Origin of the sequence: Bradyrhizobium sp. CCBAU 051011 (genome assembly GCF_009930815.1) — a bacterium.
Lineage (GTDB): Bacteria > Pseudomonadota > Alphaproteobacteria > Rhizobiales > Xanthobacteraceae > Bradyrhizobium.
The window spans coordinates 1693942-1718425 of sequence record NZ_CP022222.1 but is presented as its reverse complement, the minus strand read 5'-3'; the positions used below and the strand labels follow the sequence as shown (position 1 = coordinate 1718425).

Here is a 24484-nt window from a genome sequence, read left to right as displayed (position 1 = left end):
AGTTCGACGTCTGGATCACTTTCGGAAAGCTCACGACATGACAACCCTTACCCCCTCGGGCTTCCTCACAGTCGGCGCCTCGCATCTCGAATACCGCATGATCGGCCCGTCGCCTGAGAGCGCGCCAACGATCGTGATGCTGCATGAAGGCCTCGGCTCGGCCGGCCTGTGGGGCGACTTTCCCGAAAAGCTGCAGGCCGCGACTGGCGCCGGCGTGTTCGCCTATTCGCGCGCAGGCTATGGCGCGTCGACGCCCGTAAAACTGCCGAGGCCGCTCGACTACATGCATGTCGAGGCGCTCGACGTGCTGCCGAAACTGCTCGACAAGATCGGCTTCCGCCGCGGACTTTTACTCGGCCATTCCGACGGCGCCTCGATCGCGGCGATCTATACCGGCTCGCATCAGGACCACCGCGTGCAGGGCCTCGCGCTGATCGCGCCGCATTTCATCGTCGAGGATATTTCGGTCGCCTCGATTGCCGAGATCCGCAACGCCTACGAGACCACGAACCTGAAGGGGAGGCTGTCGCGCTGGCACCGGGACGTCGACAATGCCTTCTACGGCTGGAACGGCGCCTGGCTCGATCCGGATTTCCGCAACTGGGATATTTCTGAATACCTCGCCTATATCCGCGTACCGGTGGCGATCCTGCAGGGCGTCGACGACCAATATGGAACCATGCGCCAGGTCGAGATCGCCAGGGAAGAGTGCTACTGTCCGGTCGATGTGACTGTGATCCCGGGCGCGGGACATCAGCCGCATCGCGAAGCGCCGGAGGCGACGCTGGATGCGATTTCGGAATTCGCAAAGGCGGTGTTGCACACAGGTAGTGGCTCGCAGGGACGGGCCGCGTAACGCATTTCCGCATGCGCGTTCCGGGGCCGCGCCCCGATGACGACACAGTCCCGAGCCGCCGGTCATCTTCCATTGCCGCGCTGGGCCTACGTACCGGGCGACCCCGGCACGGCGAACGCCGACTACGAAACGCTGAGGCAGATCGCAGCTCTCGTGCCGCCGCGCTTCGGCGGCTACGTGCCGGCACGGCACCCGGCGCTGCGTTACGGCATCACGCTCAACGACCACGGCTATTTCTGGGAGGCGCAGGAGATCCTGGAAGCGGTGTGGGCGGCAGCGCCGCAGGGCGGCCGCGAACGGATTCTGCTCCGCGCCTGCATCCTGATCGCGACCGCGAACTTGCGGCTGCGCATGCAGAAGCCGCACGTCGCGGCCCGGATGCTGGGCGAGGCGCTCGGCGAGCTCGAGGCGCTGGGTCTGCGCCATGCCGGCGGCGACGGCTTTGCCGATTGTTTTCCGGCCCTGGCAGCCGTCATCAAGGACAAATTGGAGCGGCCGCAGCTCGCCAAGACCGATTGGGTGACCATTGCGGCCGCGAGCCGAACATGAAACAAAATGCATGTTCTGGCGTTCTAGGCTAGACTAAACAAAAAACATGCACTATTGTGCATGCAACGAACCAAGCAACACTTTGAGAAAACGACAGAGGATGGCTCATGGCCGGTGAAGATCGCGTCCTTGCAGGCGGCGCGAAATACATCGATTTTCAAACCGATCCGTCGCGCTATCGCCATTGGAAGCTGGCGGTGGAGGGCGATGTCGCGACGCTCACCATGGATGTCGACGAGAACGCCGGGCTGTTCGAGGGCTATCAGCTCAAGCTGAATTCCTACGATCTCGGCGTCGACATCGAGCTGGCGGATGCCGTGCAGCGGCTGCGCTTCGAGCATCCCGAAGTGAAAGTGGTGGTGATGCGATCGGCTAAGAACCGCGTGTTCTGCGCCGGTGCCAACATCCGCATGCTGGCGGGCGCGACCCACGCGCACAAAGTCAACTTCTGCAAATTCACCAACGAGACCCGCAACGGCCTGGAAGATTCATCTGAAAATTCCGGGCAGCGCTTCATCACCGTCGTCAACGGCACCGCGGCCGGCGGCGGCTACGAGCTGGCGCTCGCAACCGATCACATCATCATGGCCGACGATGGCGCCGCCGCCGTCGCGCTGCCGGAAGTGCCGCTGCTCGCGGTGCTGCCGGGCACCGGCGGGCTGACGCGCGTGGTCGACAAGCGCAAGGTGCGCCGCGACCATGCCGACTTCTTCTGCACCATCGAGGAAGGCATCAAGGGCAAGCGCGCCGTTGCCTGGCGGCTGGTCGACGAGATCGCGCCGAACAGCAAGCTCGAAGCCAAGGTCGCCGAGCGGGCGAAAGAGTTCGCGGTCGCCTCGAAGCGTAACGGCACCGGCAAGGGCATCACGCTCGAGCCGCTCAACCGCACCATCGACGAAGCCGGCATCCGCTATGGCTTCGTCAGCGTCGACATCGACCGCGCCGCGCGGATCGCGACCATCTCCATCAAGGCGCCGGAAGCCGCGCCACCGGCCGATATCGACGGCTTGATCGGGCAGGGCGCCTCGTTCTGGCCGCTGCAGGTGGCGCGCGAGCTTGATGACGCGATCCTGCATTTGCGCATCAACGAACTTGAAATCGCGATGCTGGTGTTCAAGAGCCACGGCGATCCCGCCAACATCGTCGCCTGCGACGCCTTCCTCGAAACCAACAAGGCGCACTGGCTGGTCAACGAGATCAGGCACTACTGGAAGCGCGTGCTCAAGCGCATCGACGTCACGTCGCGCACGCTGGTGACGCTGGTCGAGCCCGGCTCCTGCTTCGCCGGCACGCTGGCCGAACTCGTGTTCGCCGCCGACCGCTCCTACATGCTGATCGGCTCGCGGCAGGGTGACAATCGCCAGCCGCCCGCGATCCAGTTGACCTCGTTGAATTTCGGCCCTTATCCGATGAGCCACGGCCTGACCCGCCTGCAATCGCGCTTCCAGGCCGATCCGTCCGATCTGGAGCGCGCGGAATCGACCATCGGCACGACGCTCGATGCGGAGGCCGCCGAAGAACTCGGCCTCGTCACCTTCGCGCTCGACGATATCGATTGGGACGACGAGGTGCGGGTGTTCCTGGAGGAGCGCACGTCGTTTTCGCCCGACGGCCTCACCGGCATGGAAGCCAATTTGCGCTTCGTCGGGCCAGAGACCATGGAATCGAAAATCTTCTCGCGCCTCACGGCGTGGCAGAACTGGATCTTCCAGCGCCCCAACGCGGTGGGTGAAGACGGTGCGCTGCGCCGTTACGGCACCGGTCAGAAGGCGCAATTCGACATGACGCGGGTTTGATTTCGTGTCCCGGGCGCCGTTCGGCGCAGGTGGCGCGGCCCGCAGAACCTTAACAGGTCCCAGATCTGCGGCGCATCGTTTCGCCTCGCACTTACGCCCCGGGACACGAGAGCCTTAAAGGAGCACGGCTATGAATTACATGAACGTCGACTATTCGACCAAGATTCCCAACAACGTTAATCTCAGCGAAGACCGCCAGGTGCTCAAAGCGCTGGAGGGCTGGCATCCCGGCTACATGGACTGGTGGGGCGACATGGGGCCGGAAGGCTTTCAGCAGTCGCTGGTCTATCTGCGCACCGCCTATTCGGTCGATCCGCGCGGCTGGGCCAAGTTCGATTACGTCAAGATGCCGGAATACCGCTGGGGCATTTTGCTGGCGCCGCAGGAAGAGAACCGCGTCATTCCGTTCGGCGAGAATTACGGCAAGCCGGCCTGGCAGGAAGTCCCGGGCGAGCACCGCGCCACGCTGCGCCGCCTGATCGTGATCCAGGGCGACACCGAGCCCGCTTCCGTCGAACAGCAGCGCCATCTCGGTAAGACCGCGCCCTCGCTCTATGACCTGCGCAACCTGTTCCAGGTTAATGTCGAGGAAGGCCGTCACCTCTGGGCGATGGTCTATCTCCTGCAGAAATATTTCGGCCGCGACGGCCGCGAGGAAGCCGATGATTTGTTGCGCCGCCGCTCGGGCGACGCGGATTCCCCGCGCATGCTCGGCGCCTTCAACGAGGCGACGCCGGACTGGCTGTCGTTCTTCATGTTCACCTACTTCACCGACCGCGACGGCAAGATGCAGTTGCACTCGCTGGCGCAGTCCGGCTTCGACCCGCTGTCGCGCACCTGCCGCTTCATGCTGACCGAAGAGGCGCATCACATGTTCGTCGGCGAGACCGGCATCAGCCGCGTCGTGCAGCGCACCTGCGAGGCGATGAAGGAAGCCGGCATCACCGATCCCACCGACATCGCCAAGGTGCGTGCGTTAGGGGTGATCGACCTGCCGACCATCCAGAAGAAGCTGAACCTGCACTATTCGCTGTCGCTCGATCTCTTTGGTTCGGAAGTCTCGACCAACGCGGCGAATGCCTTCAACGCCGGCATCAAGGGCCGCTACAAGGAAACCCAGATCGACGACGACCACCAGCTCAAGAACGCCACCTATCCGGTGCTGAAGCTGGTCGACGGCGTGATCAAGCGGGTCGACGAGCCGGCGTTGACCGCGCTCAACATGCGCCTGCGCGACGACTACACGCAGGATTGCGTCAAGGGCATGCTGCGCTGGAACAAGGTGATTTCGACCGCCGGCTATCAGTACAAGCTGACGCTGCCCAACGTCGCGTTCCACCGCCAGATCGGCGAGTTCAAGGATATCAACGCCACGCCCGACGGCGTGCTGATCGACGACGCCACCTGGAACCAACGCAAGGGCGAATGGTTGCCTTCGTCGCAGGACGGCGACTTCATCGCCTCGCTGATGAAGCCGGTGACCGAAGCCGGGCAGTACGCCTCCTGGATCTCGCCGCCGAAGGTCGGCATCGACAACAAGCCCGGCGATTTCGAGTACGTGAAGATCGAAACCTGAACCACCCCGCAAATCGGGGAGCCGTAAACATGGACCCCGATCGCGACCTCGAAAAACTGAACCGCGACCAACTGGTCGCGGAGGTGAAGCGTCTGAGGGCGGGAATCCGCGCGCATCGCGACAGCACCGGTCACGACTTGTGCTGGCACCACCCCGATCTCTGGGGCCTGTTGCCCGAACGGATCACGCCCGAAGTGGCCGTCCCTCCATGGCCGAAATTCTTGCGCGGCTGTCTGCGGTATCGCGAAGCGTTGGAGCGCGAACTGCCCGACGCGCCGAAGGCTGATTTCGAATACGATGAAGGTGAGGGGATCTAACCTCTCCCCGCTAACGGGGAGAGGTCGCTGCGCGCTTGCGCGGCGGGTGAGGGGGTACAGGTCTATCGATAGATCACGGCTCGCGGAGAGAGCCCCTCACTCCGACCCTCTAAGAGCGAGCTTCGCTCGTCTCGACCCCGTGAAGGACGGGGCGAGGGAGTGCACCGCCGTTGCCGCTCGCCTACCCCGCAATCTCGCTCCCCGCGCTCGCATACACCACGCCGCCGTCGACCGCGATGGTGTTGCCGACCACATAGTCGCCCGCCCGCGAGGCGAGATAGATCGCAACTCCCGCCATATCTTCATCGCTGCCGATGCGGCGCGCCGGGACGCGCTTTGCGACCTCGTCGCCATGGTCGCGCGCGGCGCGGTTCATGTCCGACTTGAAGGCGCCCGGCGCAATCGCGGTGACGTTGATGTTCTCCTTGATCAGCTTGGTCGCCATGCGCCGCGTCAGATGGATCACCGCGGCCTTGCTCGCGGCATAGGAATAGGTCTCCGTCGGATTGACGAAGATTCCGTCGATGGACGCGATATTGATGACCTTGGCCGGCCGCTCGGCGCTTGCCGCCGCGCGCAGCGGTTTTGCCAGCGCCTTGGTCAGGAAGAACAGCGACTTGACGTTGAGGTCCATGACCTTGTCCCAGCCGCTTTCCGGAAATTCGTCGAACTCCGCGCCCCAGGCCGCGCCTGCATTGTTGACGAGAATGTCGAGCTTCGGCTCCAGCTTGATGATTTCCGAAGCGAGTTTTTCGCAGCCCGCGACGGTGGAGATATCGATCGGCAGCGCGATGCATTCGCCGCCGTAGGCGGCGGTGAGTTCTTTCGCGGTGGCTTCGCAGGGACCCGCCTTGCGCGCGGTGATGTAAACCTTCGCCGCGCCCTGCGCGAGAAAACCCGCCGCGATCATCTTGCCGATGCCGCGCGAGCCGCCCGTCACCAGCGCGACGCGGCCATTGAGTGAAAACAGATCCTTGAACATGCGATCCTCCATTAACTTTGTCTTGGTTTTGGGGGGAGGAGGAGTGCGAGTCAAGGAAGGGAATGGACCCGTAGCCCGGATGGAGCGAAGCGCAATCCGGGGAAAATCTGCCGGCTTGTGAGAGGCCCCGGATTACGCTCCGCTTCATCCGGGCTACGAACTACGGATAGTCCCTACGCCGCATCAACGCGTCGAAAACCGTTCCACATCGCCGTGGCCGCGCCTGATGTCAGGACTGGGAGGATGCGCGCGTCCTGGTAGTTGCCGTTGAGCGAGACCCGCTGCAGCGCGGTCATGTGGTCGGCGCTTTCCGGGAAGAGCATGCCCGGCCGCGTCGTGACCGCGGTCTTGAACCCTGCAGCCTTCGCCAGGGCGAATTCGCGCTGCCCGGCCGCGATGCGGTCGCCATAGGGATAGGCGAGATGCAGCGCGGGCCGCTGCAATGCCGCTTCGATCCGCGCGCGGCTCTCCGCCAGTTCGAACGAGGCGGTATCTTCGCTCTGCCGTGCCAGATTGCAATGCGTGATCGTATGCGCGCCGATCGTCACCAGGGGATCGTCCGCGAACGCCTTCAATTCTTCCCAGGACATGCAGAACTCGCGCGCGATCGGAATTTCGTCCACCTCGTGGCGCGTGCATAGCGCGGAGATTTCGCGCAGCAGGTCGTGCTCACCCGGCAGCGTACGCAGCCAGTCGTGCAGCCCGTCGAAGGCGGCCTGTTTGGCCGCTGGCGTCGAGGTATCGAGGCGGGTCGCTGTGCCACCGATCGGTACTTCGATCGAGGACGCTTTGGCGATTGCCCTCTCGAGCGCGACCCACCACAACCTTCCGGTGCCTTCGGCGAAATCGCTCGTGACGTAGACGGTCATCGGCGCGTCAAATTCACGCATCACCGGCAAAGCGTAATCGCGGTTGTCGCGATAGCCGTCATCCAGGGTGAAGCAGGCGAAGCGCCGCGCAAAATTGCGCTGCTGGAGACGCTGATACGCTTCATCCATGGTGACGATGTCGACGTCGAGGTTACGAAGATGCGCCAGCATCGCCCGCAAGAATTCCGGCTCGACCTCGAGATGGTGATTGGGCTGAAATGCGCCGTCGCGGCGAGGACGGACATGGTGCAGCATGAAAATGACGCCGACACCTGCGAAGATTGGTCGCAGCAGGTAATGCGCTCCGGAGAAGTACAGCGCTTCCAGCCCGGCGCGAATAACGGTGTTGCGAAGCAGTTTCATTTTGTGGTTGGGGGGATGCCCGGTTGTATTACAGGGGCTGAAATTAGCGACAGACCGCTGAACAAACAGTTAGCCGGACCGATTCCGCACCCCTTTCGCGCCTGCGACATTTCGGGTTTGACAGCCTCGCAAGGGTTTGTTTTCTCTGCCTTCCGGACCCGGCAGGAACTCGAATGCGCGGACTTTTCAAGTGGAGTAGCAAATGGTGGCCGGGCGTTATTCCTCTGGTCATCTTTTGGGCGATCGCGGCCTGGACGAGCACAGAACCGCTGGAAGCCGATCTGGCGCAGCGTTCGGCCGCCGCGCTCAAGGACACCGTCCTCAATAAAACGCGAATTTCGGTCGCCGGCCGCGACGTGACCCTGGCCGCAGATGCGTTTTCGGAAGACGGCCGGCAGAGCGCTGTGGCGTCGGTGGAGACGGTGCTGGGGGTGCGGCTGGTTAACGATGAAACCCGGCTCGTTCCCGAGGCCAAGCCGTTCGTCTGGTCGGCCGAACGCGATGTCGTTCGGGTGACGCTGTCGGGAAGTTCGCCGCTGCCGGCAAGCAAGAGCAGGTTGATGGAGGCGGCGCGCGCCAATCTCGGCGGCGTCGAAGTGGTCGACCGGATGGATCTGTCGCGCGGCGCGCCGCCGCGTTTCGACAATGCGGCGCTGTTGCTGCTCGATCAGATCGGCAAGCTGAAGGAAGGCAAGATCACGCTGTCGGATAACCAGGTCAGCCTGTCCGGCATGGCGCGCGAGCTCGGCGGCCGGGAAGCCATCGCCGCCGCGCTGAAAAATCTGCCCGAAGGTTTTTCGGTCGCAGCCAATGAGGTCAAGGCGCCGCCTTATGTCTTCCAGGCCTACAAGGATCCGGTCGCGGTGACGCTGACGCTGACCGGCAATGTGCCCGACAGCAATGTCCACGCCGCGCTGGTGGCGGCGGCGGGACGCAAGTTCTTCAGCGAAAAAGTCGTCGACAATCTGAAGGCGAGCATCGGCGCGCCGTCGGGCTTTGCCAGCGCGGTGGTGCCGGCGCTCGGCGCGCTTTCGCGGCTGTCGACTGGCACGCTCGTCGTCTCCGACCGCGAGGTGAAGCTGTCGGGCGATGCGCTGTATGAGACGGCCGCCAGCCAGATCCGCGCCGGCCTCGGCAAGGACTTTCCGCAGGGCTGGCAGTTCAAGCCGGAAATCTCGGTAAAGCCGCCCGCCGCGCCGGTCGATGCGACGGTGTGCCAGCAGCTATTCACTGATCTGCTCGGCAAGGCCCGGATCCGCTTCGAACCCGGCAAGGCCGAGATTGTCGCTGATTCCGCCGGCCTGCTCGACCGCCTGATCGAAACCGCGCTGCGCTGCCCGACCGCCAATATCGAGATATCAGGCCATACCGATGCCGACGGCGACGAGGGGGCCAACCAGGCGCTGTCCGAGAAGCGGGCGCAGGCGGTTGCCGACTATCTGGTCAGGGCGGGATTGCCGGCCAGCCGGTTCAGCGCGGTCGGCTATGGTTCGACGCAGCCGATTGCCGGTAACGATACCGACCAGGGCAAGGCGCAAAATCGTCGCATCGATTTCGTGGTGAAGTGAGCATGGGCTATTTGACCACATTTTACTGGGGCTGGCTGTTGGGATCGGTGCTGCTCGGCTTCGCCATGGGCTGGATATCCGTGGTCCAGCACGGCGACGGTGTCCCGCGGAAATGGCAGTGGTGGCTCTCGGCGCTGGTCGCGGCACTGGTCGCAGCCGCGGTCGCGCGTGTCGTGCCGGGCCGTTTCGGCTACTGGCTCGATCTCGGCCTGATCATGTTCGGCCTTTATCTCTGCGGTTGTGCGGTCGGATCGTGGTTGCGCGACTGGGTGGTCTCGCGCACCGCGCCGCCGGCCTGATTGCCTCATGCGCCGGTCAACTTTACCGCTGTCATTGTCACGGGTTGTTGACCAGTCCCTTCTATGGTCCGGAACCCCTATAGGGCGGCGGGATTTCAGTAAAACCGTGCCAGTGCTGTCATGGACCTCGCCTAATATGTTGAAGAGGCGCGTTTTATTGTCGTCAGGCGAATTCCACTCCGGCTCAAAACGCGCTACCAGAGGGGCGAGGGAGCAGCGTAGCGTCGGCGGGGTTCGCGCCATTGCCGTCGTCGCAGAAGCGCAATTCGAGGTGTAGATGCTGGAAGCAATACGCAGGGCAACTTCGTTTCTGCGCCAGAAACAGGTCCTGCATAAGCTCGGGGTCGTCATCAGCATCACGGTCATCGCCGTTGCGTGCTACGTGCTCTATCACATGCTCCGTGGCATCGACACCAACGAGGTGATCGACGCCATCAAGGGCACCGAACCGAGCCAGATCGCGCTGGCGGCCCTGTTCGTGGCGGCGGGCTATTTTACGCTCACCTTCTATGATTGGTTCGCGGTCCGCGCGATCGGCCAGCACCATGTGCCCTATCGCGTCAACGCGCTGGCCGCCTTCACCTCCTATTCGATCGGACACAATGTCGGCGCCAGTGTCTTCACCGGCGGCGCGGTGCGCTACCGGATCTATTCGGCCTGGGGGCTGAACGCGATCGACGTCGCCAAGATCTGCTTTCTCGCCGGGCTCACCTTCTGGCTCGGCAATGCCGCGGTCCTGGGACTGGGCATCGCCTACCACCCGGAAGCCGCCGCCTCGATCGATCAACTGCCCGCCTGGCTCAACCGCATCGCGGCGTTCGCCATCATCATCGGACTGGTCGGATATGTCGTCTGGGTCTGGGCCCAGCCCCGCAGCGTCGGCCGCGGGCCGTGGACGGTCACGCTGCCGGGCGGCCCACTGACGCTGCTGCAGATCGCCATCGGCATCGTTGATCTCGGCTTCTGCGCGCTGGCGATGTACATGCTGGTGCCGGACGAGCCCCAGATCGGCTTCGTCGTCGTCGCCGTGATCTTCGTCTCCGCGACCCTGCTGGGCTTTGCCAGTCATTCCCCGGGCGGGCTCGGCGTGTTCGATGCCGCCATGCTGGTCGGCCTCTGGCAGATGGACCGGGAGGAACTGCTGGCCGGCATGCTGCTGTTCCGCGTCCTCTATTATATCGGGCCCTTTGTCATATCTGTAATCTTGCTGACGCTTCGGGAGATTATCATCGGCGCGCGATCGAAGCGCCTGCGCCAACTGGCGTCTGCCGCCGATCCCGAGCCGAGGCATGAAGCCCCCGTCTATGTGCGCGAGCGTGGAGACACGGGCACCTGATGACGCGGCGGGGGCTTCGCGATTAGAGGAAAGCCTGCGCCATGGCGATCGACGATTCCCACTCTTCCTCCTTCTTCGCACCGTGGCCTGACCGGTTGCGGCACTCGGCCATCATCCTGCTGGCCGCCGGCCTCGCGCTTTGCGCGCTCGTGGTATTGGCCGATCTCTCGCTGGCCCGCGCCGTCGCCGTTTTCATCTGCATCTCGGCCGCAGCGCTGGTGCCGTGGCGGCTGCATCATGTGGCGGCCTCGCGAGACGATGTCCGGGCCGTCAGCCCGGTCGAGTCCGCTGCCGTCAGCGCGGTCGTTGCCGGCATGCCGGATCCGGCCGTGCTGCTCGACCGCGCCGGGCGCGTCATTCATCTCAATGCGGCGGCCGCCCAGCTTGCGCCCGCGCTGCGCAAGAACGAACTCGCGCAGTTCGCGCTGCGCTCGCCGGAAATCATCACCGCGCTGCGCGAGGCGATCGCGACCACCGAGCCGCGCCGGGCGACCTATCTGGACCAGGTGCCGGTCGACCGTTGGATGGAACTGATCATCACGCCGGTGCCGGTCCCCACCCTGTTCGGCGGCACCGAGAAATGCATGCTGCTGACCTTCCACGACCAGACGCCGCTGCGGCGGGTCGAGGAGATGCGCGCCGACTTCGTCGCCAATGCCAGCCATGAATTGCGCACGCCGCTCGCGGCGTTGTCGGGTTTCATCGATACGCTGCAGGGTCCCGCCAAGGACGACGCCAAGGCCCGCGAGCGCTTTCTGTCGATCATGCATACGCAGGCGACGCGGATGGCGCGGCTGATCGACGATCTCCTGTCGCTGTCGCGGGTCGAATTGTCGGCCCATGTCCGGCCCGACGCCTGCGTCGATATCGTGCCGATCATCCGCCAGGTCGCCGACGGGCTGGAGCCGCTGGCGCGCGAGCGGCAGGTTGCGATCGAAATCGATCTGCCCGCATCGGCGACGATCGCGGGCGACCGCGAGGAACTGCTGCGGCTGTTCGAGAACCTGATCGAGAACGCGCTCAAATATGGCGCGTCCGGCGAGCGGGTGGTCGTCTCGCTGAGGCAGGCGACATCTGCTGAGGGTGCGCCGGAACTCCGCGTCATGGTCCGCGATTTCGGCCCCGGCATCGCCCCGGAGCATCTGCCGCGGCTCACTGAACGGTTCTACCGGGTCGATGTCGGCGACAGCCGCGCCCAGGGTGGAACCGGGCTCGGTTTATCCCTGGTGAAACATATTCTTAACCGCCATCGCGGCCGGCTTTTGATCGAAAGCGTGCCCAAGAACGGGGCCACCTTTACCGCCTGTTTTCCCCAGGCGAAAACCCCTGTAGCGCATTGAATCTAAGCGATTTCAATCGCTTAGAACTGTCATCCAACTGTCATCGAACCTTCGTAAAAGCTCTATCGACCGCCCCTAGATGGACGGTGCGTGAGCGCGATCGGGCGCATTGGCGCTTCGCTCACCAGATGGAGACCAACCATGAATTTCATGAAAGCTATCGTCGCTGCCGGCCTGGTCGCCGCTTCGACGTCGGCCTTCGCTGCCGATATCACCGGCGCGGGCGCGACCTTCCCCTTCCCGCTCTATTCGAAGTGGGCTGATGCCTACAAGAAGGAGACCGGCAACGGTCTGAACTATCAGTCGATCGGCTCTGGCGCCGGCATTAAGCAGATCCAGGCCAAGACCGTGACCTTCGGCGCCAGCGATATGCCGCTGAAGCCGGAGCAGCTTGAAAAGGACGGCATGATTCAGTGGCCGCAGGCGATGGGCGCGCTGGTGCCGGTCGTGAACCTCGAGGGCATCAAGCCGGGTGAGTTGGTGTTCTCCGGCGAGCTCCTCGGCGACATCTATCTCGGCAAGATCAAGAAGTGGGACGATCCCGCGATCGCTAAGCTCAATCCTAAGGTCAAGCTGCCCTCCGACGCGATCACGGTGGTGCGCCGTTCGGACGGCTCCGGCACCACGTTCATCTGGACCGACTATCTCTCGAAGACCAATGCCGAGTGGAAGGCGAAGGCCGGTGCCGGTACCGCGGTTGAGTGGCCGACGGGCGTTGGCGCCAAGGGTAACGAAGGCGTCGCCGGCAATGTCAGTCAGACCAAGAACTCGATTGGCTATGTCGAGTACGCCTATGCCAAGCAGAACAAGCTGACCTACGGTGCTGTCATCAACAAGGCCGGCAAGACCGTGCAGCCGACGATTGGCGCATTCCAGGCCGCGGCCGCCAATGCCGATTGGGCCGGCGCCAAGAACTACTTCGTCATCCTGACCGACCAGCCCGGCGATGCGTCGTGGCCGATCACCGGCGCGACCTTCATCCTGATGCACAAGGATGCGACCGACAAGGCGGCGTCCCAGGAGGCCATCAAGTTCTTCAAATGGGCGTTTGAGAAGGGCGACAAGATGGCCGAAGAGCTCGACTACATCCCGATGCCGGACTCGGTGGTCAAGCAGATCGAAAAGACCTGGTCGTCCGAGATCAAGAGCTGATCGGTCCAGCACTTCGCTACACGATCGCTCAACCCGGGATGCCCCGGGTTGAGCACCCCTCTCGGGACAGGAGAGGCAAGAACAAAGCGCGAGCCGAAAAAGCCGTGCACCGAAGTCCGGGTCATTGGGCTATAAGTACAGGGGATTGGCGTGGCAGAAATGACGGTTGATAGCGACGTAATGGATGCTGCTGGGCCCTATGATCGCGCGAGGGCTCTCAGCGCGTTCAAGCTCGGCGACGTCACCTTCTACTGGATCACGCGCGCCTGCGCGATCTCGGTTCTGCTCATCCTCGGCGGCATCATCATTTCGCTCATTGTTGGCGCCTGGCCCGCCATCCGTGAATATGGCGCAGCCTTCCTGTGGACGCAACGCTGGGCGCCCTCGGCCGATCCGCCGGTGTTGGGCGCGCTCGGCCCGATCTATGGCACGCTGATCACCTCCGTGATCGCGATGATGATCGCCATTCCCGTCGGCCTCGGCATCGCGATTTTCCTCACCGAGATCTGTCCGATCTGGCTGCGCCGTCCGATCGGACTTGCCATCGAACTGCTGGCCGGCATTCCCTCCATCATCTACGGCATGTGGGGTTTCTTCGTGCTGGGCCCGTTCCTGGCCAACACCTTCCAGCCGTTGATGATCAGCGTGTTCGACGGCGTTCCCGTGCTGGGGACGATCTTCGCTGGTCCGCCGTCCTATCTCAGCTTGTTCAACGCGTCATTGATTCTGGCGATCATGGTATTGCCCTTCATCACCGCGATCTCGGTCGACGTCTTCAAGACGGTCCCGCCGGTGCTCAAAGAGGCCGCCTACGGGGTGGGGTGTACCAACTGGGAAGTCGTTCGCAACGTGGTGATCCCCTACACCCGAGTCGGAGTGATCGGTGGCATCATGCTGGCGCTCGGCCGCGCGCTCGGCGAGACCATGGCGGTGACCTTCATCATCGGCAATTCGTTCAAGATCCAGTCCTCGATCTTCGCGCCGGGCACCACGATATCCGCCGCCATCGCTTCCGAATTCGCCGAGAGCGACGGGCTACATCAATCCGGCCTGATCCTGCTTGGCTTGCTGCTGTTCGTGCTGACGTTCTTCGTTCTTGCTGCCGCAAGGCTGATGCTGATGCGGCTGGAAAAGAAAGCGGGGAACTGAGATCATGAATCCGATTTACGTATCCCGCCGCCGCAACAACATCATCGTCAAGTTCCTTTGCCTGGGCGCCGCGTTGTTCGGCGTGACCTGGCTGGCGCTGATCCTGTTCACGCTGTTCTACAACGGCGTCACCGGGCTCAATCTCGCCGTCTTCACCCAGGATACGCCGCCGCCGGGTTCGACCGATGGCGGCTTGCGCAACGCCATCATCGGCTCGATCATGATGACCGTGATCGGGGTCGGCATCGGCGCGCCGCTCGGCCTGTTCGCAGGTACGTATCTCGCCGAATACGGCAAGCACGACAAGCTCACCTCGGTGATCCGCTTCATCAACGACATCCTGCTGAGCGCGCCGTCGATCATCATCGGCCTGTTCATCTACGGCGCCATCGTGGTGCCGATGGGCGGCTTCTCGGCCTTCGCCGGCTGTCTGGCGCTCGCCGTGATCGTGATCCCGGTGGTGGTCCGCACCACCGAGGACATGCTCGGCCTGGTGCCCAATCCCTTGCGCGAGGCGGCGTCCGCGCTCGGCATGCCGCGCTCGCTGGTGATCCGGCGGATCGCCTACCGCGCCGCGCGCGCCGGCCTGATCACCGGCGTCCTGCTGGCCACCGCCCGCGTCGCCGGCGAAACCGCGCCGCTGCTGTTCACCGCGCTGTCCAACCAGTTCTTCAGCCTGGATATGACCAAGACGATGGCGAACCTGCCGGTCACCATCAACAACTTCGTCCAGAGCCCCTATGCCTACTGGAAGCAGCTCGCCTGGGCCGGGGCCCTGCTGATCACGCTCACCGTACTTGCCCTGAATATTGGCGCGCGCATTCTTGGCGCCGAGAGGACATCCAAATGACCGATCTCTCCGTATCCGTGAGTTCCGCGAGCGGGCCCGTTCCGCAGGTAGCGCTGCCCGAGGCCGCGCCGAAGGTGACCGCCCGCGGCCTGAACTTCTACTATGGCGAACATCACGCGCTGAAGAACATCAACCTGACGCTCGGCACCCACCGCGTCACCGCCTTCATCGGCCCATCCGGCTGCGGCAAGTCCACGCTGCTGCGGATCTTCAACCGGATGTACGACCTTTATCCCGGCCAGAAGGCGACCGGTCAGCTGATGCTCGACCAGACCAACATCCTTGACCCCAAGCTCGACCTCAATTTGCTGCGGGCCCGCGTCGGCATGGTGTTCCAGAAGCCGACGCCGTTCCCGATGACGATCTACGAAAACATCGCCTTCGGCATCCGCCTCTATGAGAAGATCTCGAAGTCGGAAATGGACGGCCGGGTCGAGAAGGCGCTGCGCGGCGGCGCGCTGTGGAACGAGGTCAAGGACAAGCTGAACGCCTCCGGCCTCTCGCTGTCCGGCGGCCAGCAGCAGCGGCTCTGCATCGCCCGCACGGTCGCTGTCAGGCCCGAGGTAATCCTGTTTGACGAACCCTGTTCGGCGCTCGACCCGATCTCGACCGCCAAGATCGAGGAACTGATTCAGGAACTGGCGGAGGACTACACCATCGCCATCGTCACCCATAATATGCAGCAGGCGGCGCGCGTCTCCGACAAGACCGCCTTCATGTATCTCGGCGAGCTGATCGAATTCGACGACACCAACAAGATCTTCACTTCGCCGAGCGACCGACGCACCCAGGATTACATCACCGGCCGGTTCGGCTGAGGAGACAAGACATGGCTTCCGAGCACACCGCCAAGGCGTTCGACAGCGACCTTCAGGAACTCACCCGCCTGGTCGCGGAGATGGGCGGCCTGGCCGAACGCATGATCACCGAATCTGTCGACGCGCTGGTCCGCCGCGACGTCGCACTCGGCAAGCGCGTCGTCGCAACCGATGTCGAGATCGACCGCCTGCAGCATTTGATCGAGGAGCGAGCGGTATTGACCATCGCCCGCCGCCAGCCGATGGCGATCGACTTGCGCGAAATCGTCGGCGCCATGCGCGTCGCCACCGATCTGGAGCGGATCGGCGATCTCGCCAAGAACATGGGCAAGCGGGTCGCGGCCCTGGAGAACGATTTCCAGCCGCTGAAGCTGATGCGCGGCCTCGAACACATGACCGATCTGGTGCAAACGCAGGTCAAGTCGGTGCTGGACGCCTATGCCGCGCACGACCTGCCGGCGGCAATGGCGGTCTGGAAAGGCGACGAGGAAGTCGACGCCATCTGCACCTCGCTGTTCCGCGAACTTCTCACCTACATGATGGAAGACCCGCGCAACATCTCGTTCTGCATTCATTTGATGTTCTGCGCCAAGAATATTGAGCGGATCGGCGACCACGCGACCAACATCGCCGAAACCGTGTTCTACATGATCGAGGGACAGCAGATGCTCGACAAGCGCCCGAAGGGCGACATGACGACGTTTGCTACGACCGTGCCGAATAGTTGACGTAGCGTTTTCGAGCGAAGTGGAGGCCGGTTCGCGTGAAGAAAACGCGTCAGACAGAAGAGGCAAGAAAAGGATGAGCGCACGCATTATGGTGGTCGAGGACGAGGAAGCGCTGACCACGCTGTTGCGCTACAACCTCGACGCTGAAGGCTATGAGGTCGAGACCGTAGGCCGCGGCGACGACGCCGATACGCGGCTGAAGGAGCGCGTGCCCGACCTCGTCGTGCTCGACTGGATGCTGCCGGGCCTCTCCGGCATCGAGCTGTGCCGCCGCCTGCGCGCTCGCCCCGAAACCAAGCAACTACCGATCATCATGCTGACCGCGCGCGGCGAGGAGAGCGAGCGGGTGCGGGGGCTTGCGACCGGTGCCGACGACTACATCGTCAAGCCGTTCTCGGTGCCGGAACTCCTGGCGCGGGTGAAAGGCCTGTTGCGTCGGGCAAGCCCGGAGCGGCTCGCTACCGTGCTGACCTATGGCGACATCGAACTCGACCGCGAGAAACGCCGCGTCGCGCGCTCCGGCCGCCAGATCGACCTCGGCCCGACCGAATATCGCCTGCTGGAATTTTTCCTCGAACATCCCGGCCGCGTGTTCAGCCGCGAGCAATTGCTCGACAGCGTCTGGGGCCGCGACATCTATATCGACGAACGCACCGTCGACGTCCACATCGGCCGCCTGCGCAAGCTGCTCAACCCCGGCCGCGAGCAGGACCCGATCCGTACCGTGCGCGGCGCCGGTTATGCGCTGGATGACCGGTTTGCCAAGGTGGAGCCGTAAGGCTTCGCTATCATCCGCGCAAACTCCACCGTCGTCCCCGGCAAAGCGGCAGCTCTCTCATCGTCATTGCGAGCGAAGCGAAGCGAAGCAATCCATAGTGCCACGCGGCAAGTATGGATTGCTTCGTCGCTTTCGTTCCCTTGCGCAAAAGCTTCGGCGTTTGTCGCTGGCAATGACGGTGGTTGCCGCATCGGCGATCCGGGTGAGGGGGCACAGGTCTATCGATAGACCACAATCGCGGACAGAGTCCCTCACCCCAACCCTCTCAGCGCGAGCTTCGCTCGTCGTGGCCCCGCAAGAGCGGGGCGAGGGAGCGCACCTTGCGCGGAGCGCTTACGTCTCGCGCAAATGAGCGCGCCTTACCTCGTCTGCTTCGGCTGCTGCCGCCGCCGATCGGCGGCCGGTTGATACGCCACGCGCGAGTGATGCGCGCAGTAGGGCAGGCCGCTGAGCGCCTTGCCGCCGCAGAAGAAGAATTCCGGGCTCGAAGGATCGCCGACCGGCCAGTGGCAGGTCGCCTCGTTCAGTTCGAGCAGCGACAGCCGCTGGCTCATCGGCACTACATTGTCGAAGGCGACCGGATCGGCCTCGATCTCCACCTCGAAAGCGTGCGCCAGCGCGGTGTTGCCGCGCGAGACCGGGCGCGACACCCGCATCATCTGCTGGGCGGCGGGGCGTGCCTTGCGCTGCCGCGGAGCGGCCGAGGAGGGACTCTTGGCTCGGCCGGACAGGCCCAGCCGGTGCACTTTGCCGATTACGGCGTTTCGCGTCACATTTCCGAGTTCCGCGGCAATCTGGCTCGCGGACAATCCGGCTTCCCAGAGCTTCTTCAGCTGCTCGACGCGATCGTCGGACCAGGTCAAAACCGTCATCGTAATCTTCCCTTCGCATCGCGCCGGCCAATCGAGGGCAGCGCGGGCGATGTCATTCGTCTCAAAAATCCCTGCGGTCAGAATCCCTTAGCCCTCGCCGGGCGCGTTAACCGCGCCCGAACGTTTACGCCTGCACAAATGGACTCTTAGGGATCAGAACTGCCGCACGAGATGTCGTACCCGACAGCCCAAACGCTACAATATGGCGTGACTCGGGCGCAAGAGTCCGCGCCCCAACGTCCACATCTTCTGACATCTAGGCGTTTCACTGCGTGTTTTCCACCACACCGCAATCCTACGGATTTTGGCATCTTGCACTGCAGGAAAGGCCGTTCCGTGGCGTGTTGACAGCGCTCCCGGCCGACATAGAATACCTCTCACGTGCCGCCCTTAAGAGGCGGCACGTTTCGTTTTCGCCAGACCGGCTGCTGCCGCGTTCGCGCCACTGCCTGCGTGTCCCCGGCCGGTCAACCTTCAGTGCAAACCTTTTGTGATTGCCATGACCAATAGCGCCACGTCGCATCTGCTTCCCGTCTTCGCCAGGGTCGATCTCGGCTTCGAAAGCGGCGAGGGCTGCTGGCTGACCGCAACCAATGGCGAGCGCTATCTCGATTTCACCTCGGGCGTCGCGGTGAATGCGCTGGGTCACTGCCATCCGCATCTGATCAAGGCGCTGCAGGAACAGGCGACGAAACTCTGGCACATGTCGAACCTGTTCAAGTCGCCCGATGGCGAGAAGCTGGCCGCGCGGCTGTGCGAGCAGAGCTTTGCCGACCTGGTGTTTTTCTGCAATTCGGGCGCCGAGGCGATGGAAGGCGTGATCAAGGTCGTGCGCCGCTATCAATTCTCCAAGGGCCATCCCGAGCGCTATCGCCTCGTCACCTTCGAGGGCGCCTTCCACGGCCGCACGCTGGGCACGCTCGCGGCCACCGGCTCCGCCAAATATCTCGAAGGCTTTGGCCCGCCCATGGACGGTTTTGACCAGGTGCCGCATGGCGATTTGGAAGCCGTGAAGAAGGCGATCGGTCCCAACACCGCGGGCATCCTGATCGAGCCGGTGCAGGGCGAAGGCGGCGTGCGCTCGGCGCCGCAATCCTTCTTCAAGGCGCTGCGCCAGCTCTGCGACGAGAAGGGCCTGTTGCTCGCGTTCGACGAGGTGCAGACCGGCATGGGCCGCACCGGCGATCTGTTTGCCTACAAGCGCGTCGGCGTCACGCCGGATGTGATGTCGCTGGCGAAAGCGCTCGGCGGCGGTTTTCCGATCGGTGCGGTGCTGGCGACGGCGGAGGCCGCGAGCGGCATGACGCCCGGCTCGCACGGCTCGACCTTCGGCGGCAATCCGCTGGCGATTTCAGCCGCCAACGCCGTGCTCGACGTGATGCTGAAGCCCGGCTTCTTCGATCATGTGCAGAAAATGTCGCTGCTGTTGAAACAGAAACTCGCCTCGGTGGTCGATCGCTATCCTGCCGTGCTCTCGGAAGTGCGCGGCGAGGGACTTCTGGTCGGCGTCAAGGCCGTGGTGCCCTCGGGCGATCTCGTCAATGCGTTGCGTGACCAGAAATTGCTCACCGTCGGCGCCGGCGACAATGTGGTGCGATTCCTCGCGCCCTTGATCGTGACCGAGGCCGAGATCGATCAATCCATCCAGATGCTGGAACGCGCCTGCGGCGCGCTGTCGGCTACGCAGTTGAAGAAGGCGGCGGGATGATGAGCAAGTCCGTCCGCCATTTCCTCGACATCAACGAGTTGCCGCCAAAGGAGCTGCGCAACATGCTGGCGCTGGGCGCCGACATGAAGGCGAAGCTCAAGGCTCATGAAAAGGGCAAGAAGCCGCTCGAAGGCAAGACGCTGGCGATGATCTTCGAACGTCCCTCGACCCGCACGCGCGTCTCGTTCGACGTCGGCATGCGCCAGCTCGGCGGCGAGTCGATCATGCTGACGGGCGCGGAGATGCAGCTCGGCCGCGGCGAGACCATCGCCGACACCGCGCGCGTGCTGTCGCGCTATGTCGATGCGATCATGATCCGCATCCTCAACCACGATGCGCTGCTCGAGCTTGCCGCGCACGCCACCGTGCCCGTGATCAACGGCCTGACGCGGCGCTCGCACCCCTGCCAGGTGATGGCCGACCTGATGACCTTCGAAGAGCATCGCGGGCCGATCGAGGGCAAGACCGTGGCCTGGACCGGCGACGACAACAACGTGCTGGCGTCCTGGGCGCACGCGGCCGAGCGTTTCAAGTTCCAGCTCAATGTCGCGACCCCGCCGGAGCTTGCGCCGAAAAAGGTGATGCGCGACTGGATCAAGGCGACCGGCGCGCCGATCGTGCTTGGTACCGATCCGGAAGCCGCCGTGCGCGGCGCCGATTGCGTCGTCACCGACACCTGGGTCTCGATGGGCGACAAGGAGGGCGAGCACCGCCACAACGTGCTGAAGCCCTATCAGGTCAATGAGAAGCTGATGTCGCTGGCCAGCAAGGACGCGATCTTCATGCACTGCCTGCCCGCCCATCGCGGCGAGGAGGTCACCGATGAGGTGATCGACGGCCCGCAATCGGTGGTGTTCGACGAGGCCGAAAATCGCCTGCACGCGCAAAAGGGCATTCTGGCCTGGTGTTTCAACGAAGTGGCGTAGGCCTTGATGTCGTCCCTGCCTAGTGCGCGATTGCGCACGGGAGCAGGGACCCATACCGCGTGATCTCGCGTTCTTTGCGCGGTATGGCAGACATCGTTCGTGACGATAAACGCCTGTGGTTATGGGTCCCTGCTTTCGCAGGGACGACGCGTGGAGAAAGTTTCGCCGCTCTTCACCCCCTTCACTTTTCTCTTGCCGACCCCAGATAGAGCGCCATGGTTTCAGATTCCCCCGACATCAAAATCACACCCGAGGCGCCCGTTCGCGCGCCCTCGTCCGTTCCCGTCGATGACGCGGTGCTGCCGTTCGAGGTCGCCTCGCTCGATCTGCGCGGACGGCTGACCCGGCTCGGCCCGGCGCTCGACGACATCCTGACCAAGCACGATTATCCGGCGCCGGTCGGCAAACTGCTCGGCGAGGCGATCGTGCTGGCGACGCTGCTCGGCACGGCGTTGAAATTCGAAGGCCGCTTCATCCTGCAGACGCAGACCGACGGCCCGGTGTCGTTCCTGATCGTGGATTTCCAGTCGCCGGATCGGCTGCGCGCCTATGCGCGCTATGACACGCGGCGGCTGAAGGACGGCCAGAGTTCGGGCGCGCTGCTCGGCAAGGGCCATCTCGCCATGACCATCGACCAGGGCGCGGACATGAGCCGCTATCAGGGTCTCGTCGCGCTCGACGGCGGCAGCCTGGAAGACGCGGCGCATGAATATTTCCTGCGCTCCGAACAGATCCCGACCCGCGTGCGGCTCGCGGTCGGCGAGGAATTGCGCGGCGGCGGCAAGCATCGCTGGCGCGCTGGCGGCATGCTGCTGCAATTCCTGCCGAAGTCGCCCGAGCGGGCGCGGCAGGCCGATCTGCATCCGGGTGATGCGCCTGACGGTACGGTGACGCACACCGTTGCCGAGGACGATGCCTGGGTCGAGGGCCAGTCGCTGATCGGCACCGTCGAGGACGTCGAACTGATCGATCCCGATCTGTCGGGCGAGCGGCTGCTATATCGCTTGTTTCACGAGCGCGGCGTGCGCGTGTTCACGCCGCTGCCCCTGCGCGCGCAATGCTCCTGCTCGCGGGAGGCGGTGTCGGCGATGCTGAAAAGCTTCGCGCCCAAGGATCGCGCCGAGATGGTCAAGGACGACAAGGTGGTGGTGACCTGCGAGTTCTGCTCCTCGGTCTACCAGTTCACTCCGCATGAGGCGGGCGTGGAATAGGGTGGCTCGACTGCAGGCGTGAACGGATTGCCGCACGCGGCCGGAGGCTAACTCAACAACGTGCGGACCTGGGTGGCGGCATCGTAGATTTCAATCTGGAGCATCGGATAAGCCGTCTTCAGTTTTCTGCCCGCTGCTTCGGCAGCCTCCGCTGTATTGAATTCTGACTTGAAATGGCCGTCGACAACCGTCACGAAACCTTCGGTAGGAGGCCGGTCGGCTCGCGCTGCCTTTTTCGGCTCGGGTTCTTCAATCGAGAGAATGGGCTTTTTCATCTGCGGTCCTTTTGCTGGTTGTGATGTTTGGTCGGTCCGGACGGCGAGAGGGCGTCGGCCGTGCTGAGGCGCGGCATCGCGGAAAATCCGGCGGATACTTCCAGACATCGTCGGAGTGTCGTACGTTCGACTGGGCTTAACCCAGCCTGACAAATTCCGGCGGCAAGGGCAGGCGTATAAGGCCGCCGAGATCCAGTTCCTCGCCGCTTTCAGTGATATCCGAGAACAGCACCTCGACATAGGGATGCTGACGGTTGTGAGCGGCGCCGCGCTGGTATTTCGCGGTCACGATCCGCTCGATAGCCGTAAGATTGCGCTTGCCCAACGCGTTGTACTGATCGCGGAACAGACTCTGCCGGCTTCCCCGGTGCTCGATGGATTCGACCCAGACGTCCATCACCTTCCGGCCTATGAAAGCCTCGATCCGCTCAGCTCCGTCCCGCGCGAGAAGCCGCAGCCCGTCCATGTTGTGCGGGCCGTCATCGATGGCGAATTTTGTCAGTGACATATTTTTACGTGACATCGGGAATCCTCCTGTTGCAGGCGTTGGTTCACCGCGGCAGTCCGCCGGGGTCTGCGCCTCCCTCGTCGTGCCATCGCGACAGAGCCGCGGCGCGCGATTTGGCGTCGCCATGCGCATCCTCACTCGAAGCCGTCTTGTGGGCCGGCATGGTTCTTAATGCTTTGCAGATTACGCGTTACTCTTTGAATCAGGCGAGCGTAGCCACTGGCTCATGTGCGCGCCAGCTTCCGCCTGCCCAGCCCGCCTTAGAATCGCCTCGCGCACGACACCAGGCGGAAGCGATTTGGCTTCATCACGCAGCCGCGTTGCGTGTTCAATTAGCCGCTCTTCAAGAGGCTGCGTCTTTGCGAAACGGTATCGGTACTGTGTGGACCGGTGTCGTCGGTTCTGCATCGCTCTGCGCCCTCTTTCGCGTAAGGCGGGAGCGCAACTGTCTCTCAGTCGCCGATAGATACCACGTAAGGGGCGGCGATGATATGAAGATGGGTATCCTGTCCATCGAATATAAGAGCACTAGTGCATACAGTCTGAATTTAATTCGAGGACTTGGACATCTGCCACAAGCGGTTGGCCCGCCCCAAAGCTAACTGGATCGGCTTTGCCGGGTGTGCCGTTTAGGATGACCGTGCAGGCACGAAGCCAAATGGTTTCGAATTATAACTCCTCGGCCACAGCCGTTTCGGCAAGGTTCTCTGCCACGTCACGAGGAACACCATCGGCCTCCTGCTCTCCCGCCGCTGGTCAATTCTGCTCACTTTCGAAAAATTAATGAACCGGAGCGCATGTCAGCGCGGCCGTGAGATGAGTGGGCGCTGCAAGGCGCGCCCCCAGTGGACGGCGTCTAGGTCGGCGGCTTCAACCCGCCGGCAATGCAGCGGGCTGAGACCTCATCGGGTCCTTGGCGACCGCGTCGGTGAAGCTGTGGTCGCATTTCCTGCATTCAAAGGTGCGCAGCTCAAAGCCTTCCAGGCCAGGCATAATCGCCGCCAGCATCATGCGGCTTTCGCATTTCGGACATCCGGGCCGGCGGATCGGAAGCAGGCAAGGCTCGGGGCGCGTATGTAGTTCTGGCATGGTGCATTCCCTTGCGATTTCCGGTGGACGCCGTTGACAGGGTGATTGAACCAGCATGGCGCAAGTCGGACTGACCCCACTGTTCAATTTTGCTCATTCCCAAAAAATTTAGGCGCCGTGCAGCCGACTGGTCAATTCGATACAGACAGCAGCAAGCCAGTTGGTGATGCTTCCTCTCGGGCAAACCGCGAGGTCACCAAATGCACATGTCGAGCGAAAGCCTGTTGGTCATATTGTTTGTTGGCCTCGTTGCCGGCTGGCTCGCCGGCCAGATCGTGCAAGGGACCGGCTTCGGACTCATCGGCGACCTTGTCGTCGGAATCCTGGGTGCCTTTATTGGAAGCTGGTTGCTGCCACAACTCGGGATCCATGTCGGGACCGGATTGATCAGCGCAATCGTCAACGCCACAATCGGTGCCGTACTGCTCCTGTTCATCGTGCGCCTCGTTCGAGGCGGCGGATGGGGGTGGCAAAGGAGCTGGTGGCGTCGATAGATACGACGCCGCTCGCGCCGGGCGAGGTCTGGTTCCGCAACAGAAGTGGCGATCGATGACGCGACGAGATATCAG

The 24484-nt window shown here is 63.3% G+C and carries 25 protein-coding genes; 19 read left to right on the top strand and 6 right to left on the bottom strand.

The features are described 5' to 3' along the window. The first annotated feature begins 37 nt into the window (after window positions 1–37). The 5 genes from ACH79_RS08250 (at window position 38) to ACH79_RS08230 (ending at window position 5094) form a co-directional block, all read left to right on the top strand. Window positions 38–856 (top strand): alpha/beta fold hydrolase, encoded by an 819-nt coding sequence (locus ACH79_RS08250; RefSeq protein ID WP_161850571.1) that lies wholly within the window; start codon window positions 38–40, stop codon window positions 854–856. A gap of 36 nt (window positions 857–892) precedes the next feature. Beyond that, entirely contained in the window at window positions 893–1405 is a 513-nt protein-coding gene (locus ACH79_RS08245; protein ID WP_161850570.1) for a DUF309 domain-containing protein, read from the top strand. A 107-nt stretch (window positions 1406–1512) separates the two neighbouring features. Further along, on the top strand, window positions 1513–3201 hold the full coding sequence (gene boxC, locus ACH79_RS08240) for a 2,3-epoxybenzoyl-CoA dihydrolase (RefSeq protein WP_161850569.1): 1689 nt from the start codon (window positions 1513–1515) through the stop codon (window positions 3199–3201). A 139-nt stretch (window positions 3202–3340) separates the two neighbouring features. Further along, window positions 3341–4777 carry a benzoyl-CoA 2,3-epoxidase subunit BoxB gene (gene boxB, locus ACH79_RS08235; protein ID WP_161856271.1) on the top strand — a complete coding sequence of 479 codons (1437 nt, stop codon included), beginning with the start codon at window positions 3341–3343 and terminating at the stop codon, window positions 4775–4777. A gap of 29 nt (window positions 4778–4806) precedes the next feature. Further along, window positions 4807–5094 (top strand): hypothetical protein, encoded by a 288-nt coding sequence (locus ACH79_RS08230; protein ID WP_161850568.1) that lies wholly within the window; start codon window positions 4807–4809, stop codon window positions 5092–5094. Window positions 5095–5275: 181 nt separating this feature from the next. On the opposite strand, the gene ACH79_RS08225 is transcribed toward ACH79_RS08230, so the two are convergent. After that, a complete protein-coding gene (locus ACH79_RS08225) occupies window positions 5276–6076 on the bottom strand; it encodes an SDR family NAD(P)-dependent oxidoreductase (RefSeq protein ID WP_161850567.1) in 801 nt (266 codons plus the stop codon). A gap of 173 nt (window positions 6077–6249) precedes the next feature. Further along, a complete protein-coding gene (locus ACH79_RS08220) occupies window positions 6250–7308 on the bottom strand; it encodes a polysaccharide deacetylase family protein (protein WP_161850566.1) in 1059 nt (352 codons plus the stop codon). Window positions 7309–7481: 173 nt separating this feature from the next. Here ACH79_RS08220 and ACH79_RS08215 point away from each other — a divergent pair, with 173 nt between their 5' ends. From ACH79_RS08215 to phoB, 10 genes are all read left to right on the top strand, one after another. Next, complete coding sequence (locus ACH79_RS08215; RefSeq protein ID WP_161850565.1) at window positions 7482–8876, top strand: OmpA family protein; 1395 nt, start codon at window positions 7482–7484, stop codon at window positions 8874–8876. A gap of 2 nt (window positions 8877–8878) precedes the next feature. Beyond that, window positions 8879–9175 (top strand): hypothetical protein, encoded by a 297-nt coding sequence (locus ACH79_RS08210; protein ID WP_161850564.1) that lies wholly within the window; start codon window positions 8879–8881, stop codon window positions 9173–9175. A 277-nt stretch (window positions 9176–9452) separates the two neighbouring features. Beyond that, a complete protein-coding gene (locus ACH79_RS08205) occupies window positions 9453–10511 on the top strand; it encodes a lysylphosphatidylglycerol synthase domain-containing protein (RefSeq protein ID WP_161850563.1) in 1059 nt (352 codons plus the stop codon). Between the two features lie 41 nt (window positions 10512–10552). Beyond that, complete coding sequence (locus ACH79_RS08200; RefSeq protein WP_161850562.1) at window positions 10553–11851, top strand: ATP-binding protein; 1299 nt, start codon at window positions 10553–10555, stop codon at window positions 11849–11851. 141 nt (window positions 11852–11992) lie between these two features. Further along, a complete protein-coding gene (gene pstS, locus ACH79_RS08195) occupies window positions 11993–13003 on the top strand; it encodes a phosphate ABC transporter substrate-binding protein PstS (RefSeq protein ID WP_161850561.1) in 1011 nt (336 codons plus the stop codon). A gap of 159 nt (window positions 13004–13162) precedes the next feature. After that, entirely contained in the window at window positions 13163–14152 is a 990-nt protein-coding gene (gene pstC / locus ACH79_RS08190) for a phosphate ABC transporter permease subunit PstC (RefSeq protein WP_371419376.1), read from the top strand. A 4-nt stretch (window positions 14153–14156) separates the two neighbouring features. Then, entirely contained in the window at window positions 14157–15002 is an 846-nt protein-coding gene (gene pstA, locus ACH79_RS08185; RefSeq protein ID WP_161850559.1) for a phosphate ABC transporter permease PstA, read from the top strand. Then, window positions 14999–15820 carry a phosphate ABC transporter ATP-binding protein PstB gene (gene pstB, locus ACH79_RS08180; protein WP_161850558.1) on the top strand — a complete coding sequence of 274 codons (822 nt, stop codon included), beginning with the start codon at window positions 14999–15001 and terminating at the stop codon, window positions 15818–15820. Before pstA ends, pstB begins: the two co-directional genes overlap by 4 nt. 11 nt (window positions 15821–15831) lie before the next feature. Next, complete coding sequence (gene phoU / locus ACH79_RS08175; protein ID WP_161850557.1) at window positions 15832–16548, top strand: phosphate signaling complex protein PhoU; 717 nt, start codon at window positions 15832–15834, stop codon at window positions 16546–16548. Between the two features lie 73 nt (window positions 16549–16621). After that, window positions 16622–17326 carry a phosphate regulon transcriptional regulator PhoB gene (gene phoB, locus ACH79_RS08170; RefSeq protein ID WP_028351834.1) on the top strand — a complete coding sequence of 235 codons (705 nt, stop codon included), beginning with the start codon at window positions 16622–16624 and terminating at the stop codon, window positions 17324–17326. 359 nt (window positions 17327–17685) lie between these two features. Here the strand turns inward: phoB and ACH79_RS08165 are convergent, their stop codons facing one another. Beyond that, window positions 17686–18198 carry a GcrA family cell cycle regulator gene (locus ACH79_RS08165; RefSeq protein ID WP_161850556.1) on the bottom strand — a complete coding sequence of 171 codons (513 nt, stop codon included), beginning with the start codon at window positions 18196–18198 and terminating at the stop codon, window positions 17686–17688. A gap of 499 nt (window positions 18199–18697) precedes the next feature. Here ACH79_RS08165 and ACH79_RS08160 point away from each other — a divergent pair, with 499 nt between their 5' ends. The 3 genes from ACH79_RS08160 (at window position 18698) to ACH79_RS08150 (ending at window position 22043) form a co-directional block, all read left to right on the top strand. Next, entirely contained in the window at window positions 18698–19906 is a 1209-nt protein-coding gene (locus ACH79_RS08160) for an aspartate aminotransferase family protein (RefSeq protein WP_161850555.1), read from the top strand. Next, window positions 19906–20832: an ornithine carbamoyltransferase gene (gene argF / locus ACH79_RS08155; RefSeq protein ID WP_161850554.1), complete on the top strand. Its 927-nt coding sequence runs from the start codon at window positions 19906–19908 to the stop codon at window positions 20830–20832. The genes ACH79_RS08160 and argF overlap by 1 nt, the downstream gene beginning before the upstream one ends. A 215-nt stretch (window positions 20833–21047) precedes the next feature. After that, window positions 21048–22043: an Hsp33 family molecular chaperone gene (locus ACH79_RS08150; RefSeq protein WP_161850553.1), complete on the top strand. Its 996-nt coding sequence runs from the start codon at window positions 21048–21050 to the stop codon at window positions 22041–22043. Between the two features lie 47 nt (window positions 22044–22090). Here the strand turns inward: ACH79_RS08150 and ACH79_RS08145 are convergent, their stop codons facing one another. The 3 genes from ACH79_RS08145 to ACH79_RS43755 form a co-directional block, all read right to left on the bottom strand. Then, a complete protein-coding gene (locus tag ACH79_RS08145) occupies window positions 22091–22318 on the bottom strand; it encodes a hypothetical protein (protein WP_161850552.1) in 228 nt (75 codons plus the stop codon). A gap of 136 nt (window positions 22319–22454) precedes the next feature. Further along, window positions 22455–22826 (bottom strand): signal transduction histidine kinase, encoded by a 372-nt coding sequence (locus ACH79_RS08140; protein ID WP_161856270.1) that lies wholly within the window; start codon window positions 22824–22826, stop codon window positions 22455–22457. A gap of 870 nt (window positions 22827–23696) precedes the next feature. Beyond that, window positions 23697–23837: a hypothetical protein gene (locus ACH79_RS43755; RefSeq protein WP_246738468.1), complete on the bottom strand. Its 141-nt coding sequence runs from the start codon at window positions 23835–23837 to the stop codon at window positions 23697–23699. 278 nt (window positions 23838–24115) lie between these two features. On the opposite strand from ACH79_RS43755, the gene ACH79_RS08130 reads away from it, so the two are divergent. Beyond that, on the top strand, window positions 24116–24409 hold the full coding sequence (locus ACH79_RS08130; protein ID WP_161850550.1) for a GlsB/YeaQ/YmgE family stress response membrane protein: 294 nt from the start codon (window positions 24116–24118) through the stop codon (window positions 24407–24409). Window positions 24410–24484: the final 75 nt, after the last annotated feature.

What these genes read in the sequence shown, in the direction of transcription:
- ACH79_RS08130 (WP_161850550.1), top strand. Translation starts at nt 24,116, where the DNA reads ATGCACATGTCGAGCGAAAGCCTGTTGGTCATATTGTTTGTTGGCCTC.
- argF (WP_161850554.1), top strand. Translation starts at nt 19,906, where the DNA reads ATGAGCAAGTCCGTCCGCCATTTCCTCGACATCAACGAGTTGCCGCCA.
- ACH79_RS08205 (WP_161850563.1), top strand. Translation starts at nt 9,453, where the DNA reads ATGCTGGAAGCAATACGCAGGGCAACTTCGTTTCTGCGCCAGAAACAG.
- phoB (WP_028351834.1), top strand. Translation starts at nt 16,622, where the DNA reads ATGAGCGCACGCATTATGGTGGTCGAGGACGAGGAAGCGCTGACCACG.
- boxC (WP_161850569.1), top strand. Translation starts at nt 1,513, where the DNA reads ATGGCCGGTGAAGATCGCGTCCTTGCAGGCGGCGCGAAATACATCGAT.
- ACH79_RS08245 (WP_161850570.1), top strand. Translation starts at nt 893, where the DNA reads ATGACGACACAGTCCCGAGCCGCCGGTCATCTTCCATTGCCGCGCTGG.
- pstC (WP_371419376.1), top strand. Translation starts at nt 13,163, where the DNA reads ATGACGGTTGATAGCGACGTAATGGATGCTGCTGGGCCCTATGATCGC.
- ACH79_RS08160 (WP_161850555.1), top strand. Translation starts at nt 18,698, where the DNA reads ATGACCAATAGCGCCACGTCGCATCTGCTTCCCGTCTTCGCCAGGGTC.
- ACH79_RS08145 (WP_161850552.1), bottom strand. Translation starts at nt 22,318, where the DNA reads ATGAAAAAGCCCATTCTCTCGATTGAAGAACCCGAGCCGAAAAAGGCA.
- phoU (WP_161850557.1), top strand. Translation starts at nt 15,832, where the DNA reads ATGGCTTCCGAGCACACCGCCAAGGCGTTCGACAGCGACCTTCAGGAA.
- ACH79_RS08215 (WP_161850565.1), top strand. Translation starts at nt 7,482, where the DNA reads ATGCGCGGACTTTTCAAGTGGAGTAGCAAATGGTGGCCGGGCGTTATT.
- ACH79_RS08200 (WP_161850562.1), top strand. Translation starts at nt 10,553, where the DNA reads ATGGCGATCGACGATTCCCACTCTTCCTCCTTCTTCGCACCGTGGCCT.
- ACH79_RS08150 (WP_161850553.1), top strand. Translation starts at nt 21,048, where the DNA reads ATGGTTTCAGATTCCCCCGACATCAAAATCACACCCGAGGCGCCCGTT.
- ACH79_RS08220 (WP_161850566.1), bottom strand. Translation starts at nt 7,308, where the DNA reads ATGAAACTGCTTCGCAACACCGTTATTCGCGCCGGGCTGGAAGCGCTG.
- ACH79_RS08210 (WP_161850564.1), top strand. Translation starts at nt 8,879, where the DNA reads ATGGGCTATTTGACCACATTTTACTGGGGCTGGCTGTTGGGATCGGTG.
- ACH79_RS08140 (WP_161856270.1), bottom strand. Translation starts at nt 22,826, where the DNA reads ATGTCACTGACAAAATTCGCCATCGATGACGGCCCGCACAACATGGAC.
- ACH79_RS43755 (WP_246738468.1), bottom strand. Translation starts at nt 23,837, where the DNA reads ATGATGCTGGCGGCGATTATGCCTGGCCTGGAAGGCTTTGAGCTGCGC.
- pstS (WP_161850561.1), top strand. Translation starts at nt 11,993, where the DNA reads ATGAATTTCATGAAAGCTATCGTCGCTGCCGGCCTGGTCGCCGCTTCG.
- ACH79_RS08250 (WP_161850571.1), top strand. Translation starts at nt 38, where the DNA reads ATGACAACCCTTACCCCCTCGGGCTTCCTCACAGTCGGCGCCTCGCAT.
- pstB (WP_161850558.1), top strand. Translation starts at nt 14,999, where the DNA reads ATGACCGATCTCTCCGTATCCGTGAGTTCCGCGAGCGGGCCCGTTCCG.
- pstA (WP_161850559.1), top strand. Translation starts at nt 14,157, where the DNA reads ATGAATCCGATTTACGTATCCCGCCGCCGCAACAACATCATCGTCAAG.
- boxB (WP_161856271.1), top strand. Translation starts at nt 3,341, where the DNA reads ATGAACGTCGACTATTCGACCAAGATTCCCAACAACGTTAATCTCAGC.
- ACH79_RS08230 (WP_161850568.1), top strand. Translation starts at nt 4,807, where the DNA reads ATGGACCCCGATCGCGACCTCGAAAAACTGAACCGCGACCAACTGGTC.
- ACH79_RS08165 (WP_161850556.1), bottom strand. Translation starts at nt 18,198, where the DNA reads ATGACGGTTTTGACCTGGTCCGACGATCGCGTCGAGCAGCTGAAGAAG.
- ACH79_RS08225 (WP_161850567.1), bottom strand. Translation starts at nt 6,076, where the DNA reads ATGTTCAAGGATCTGTTTTCACTCAATGGCCGCGTCGCGCTGGTGACG.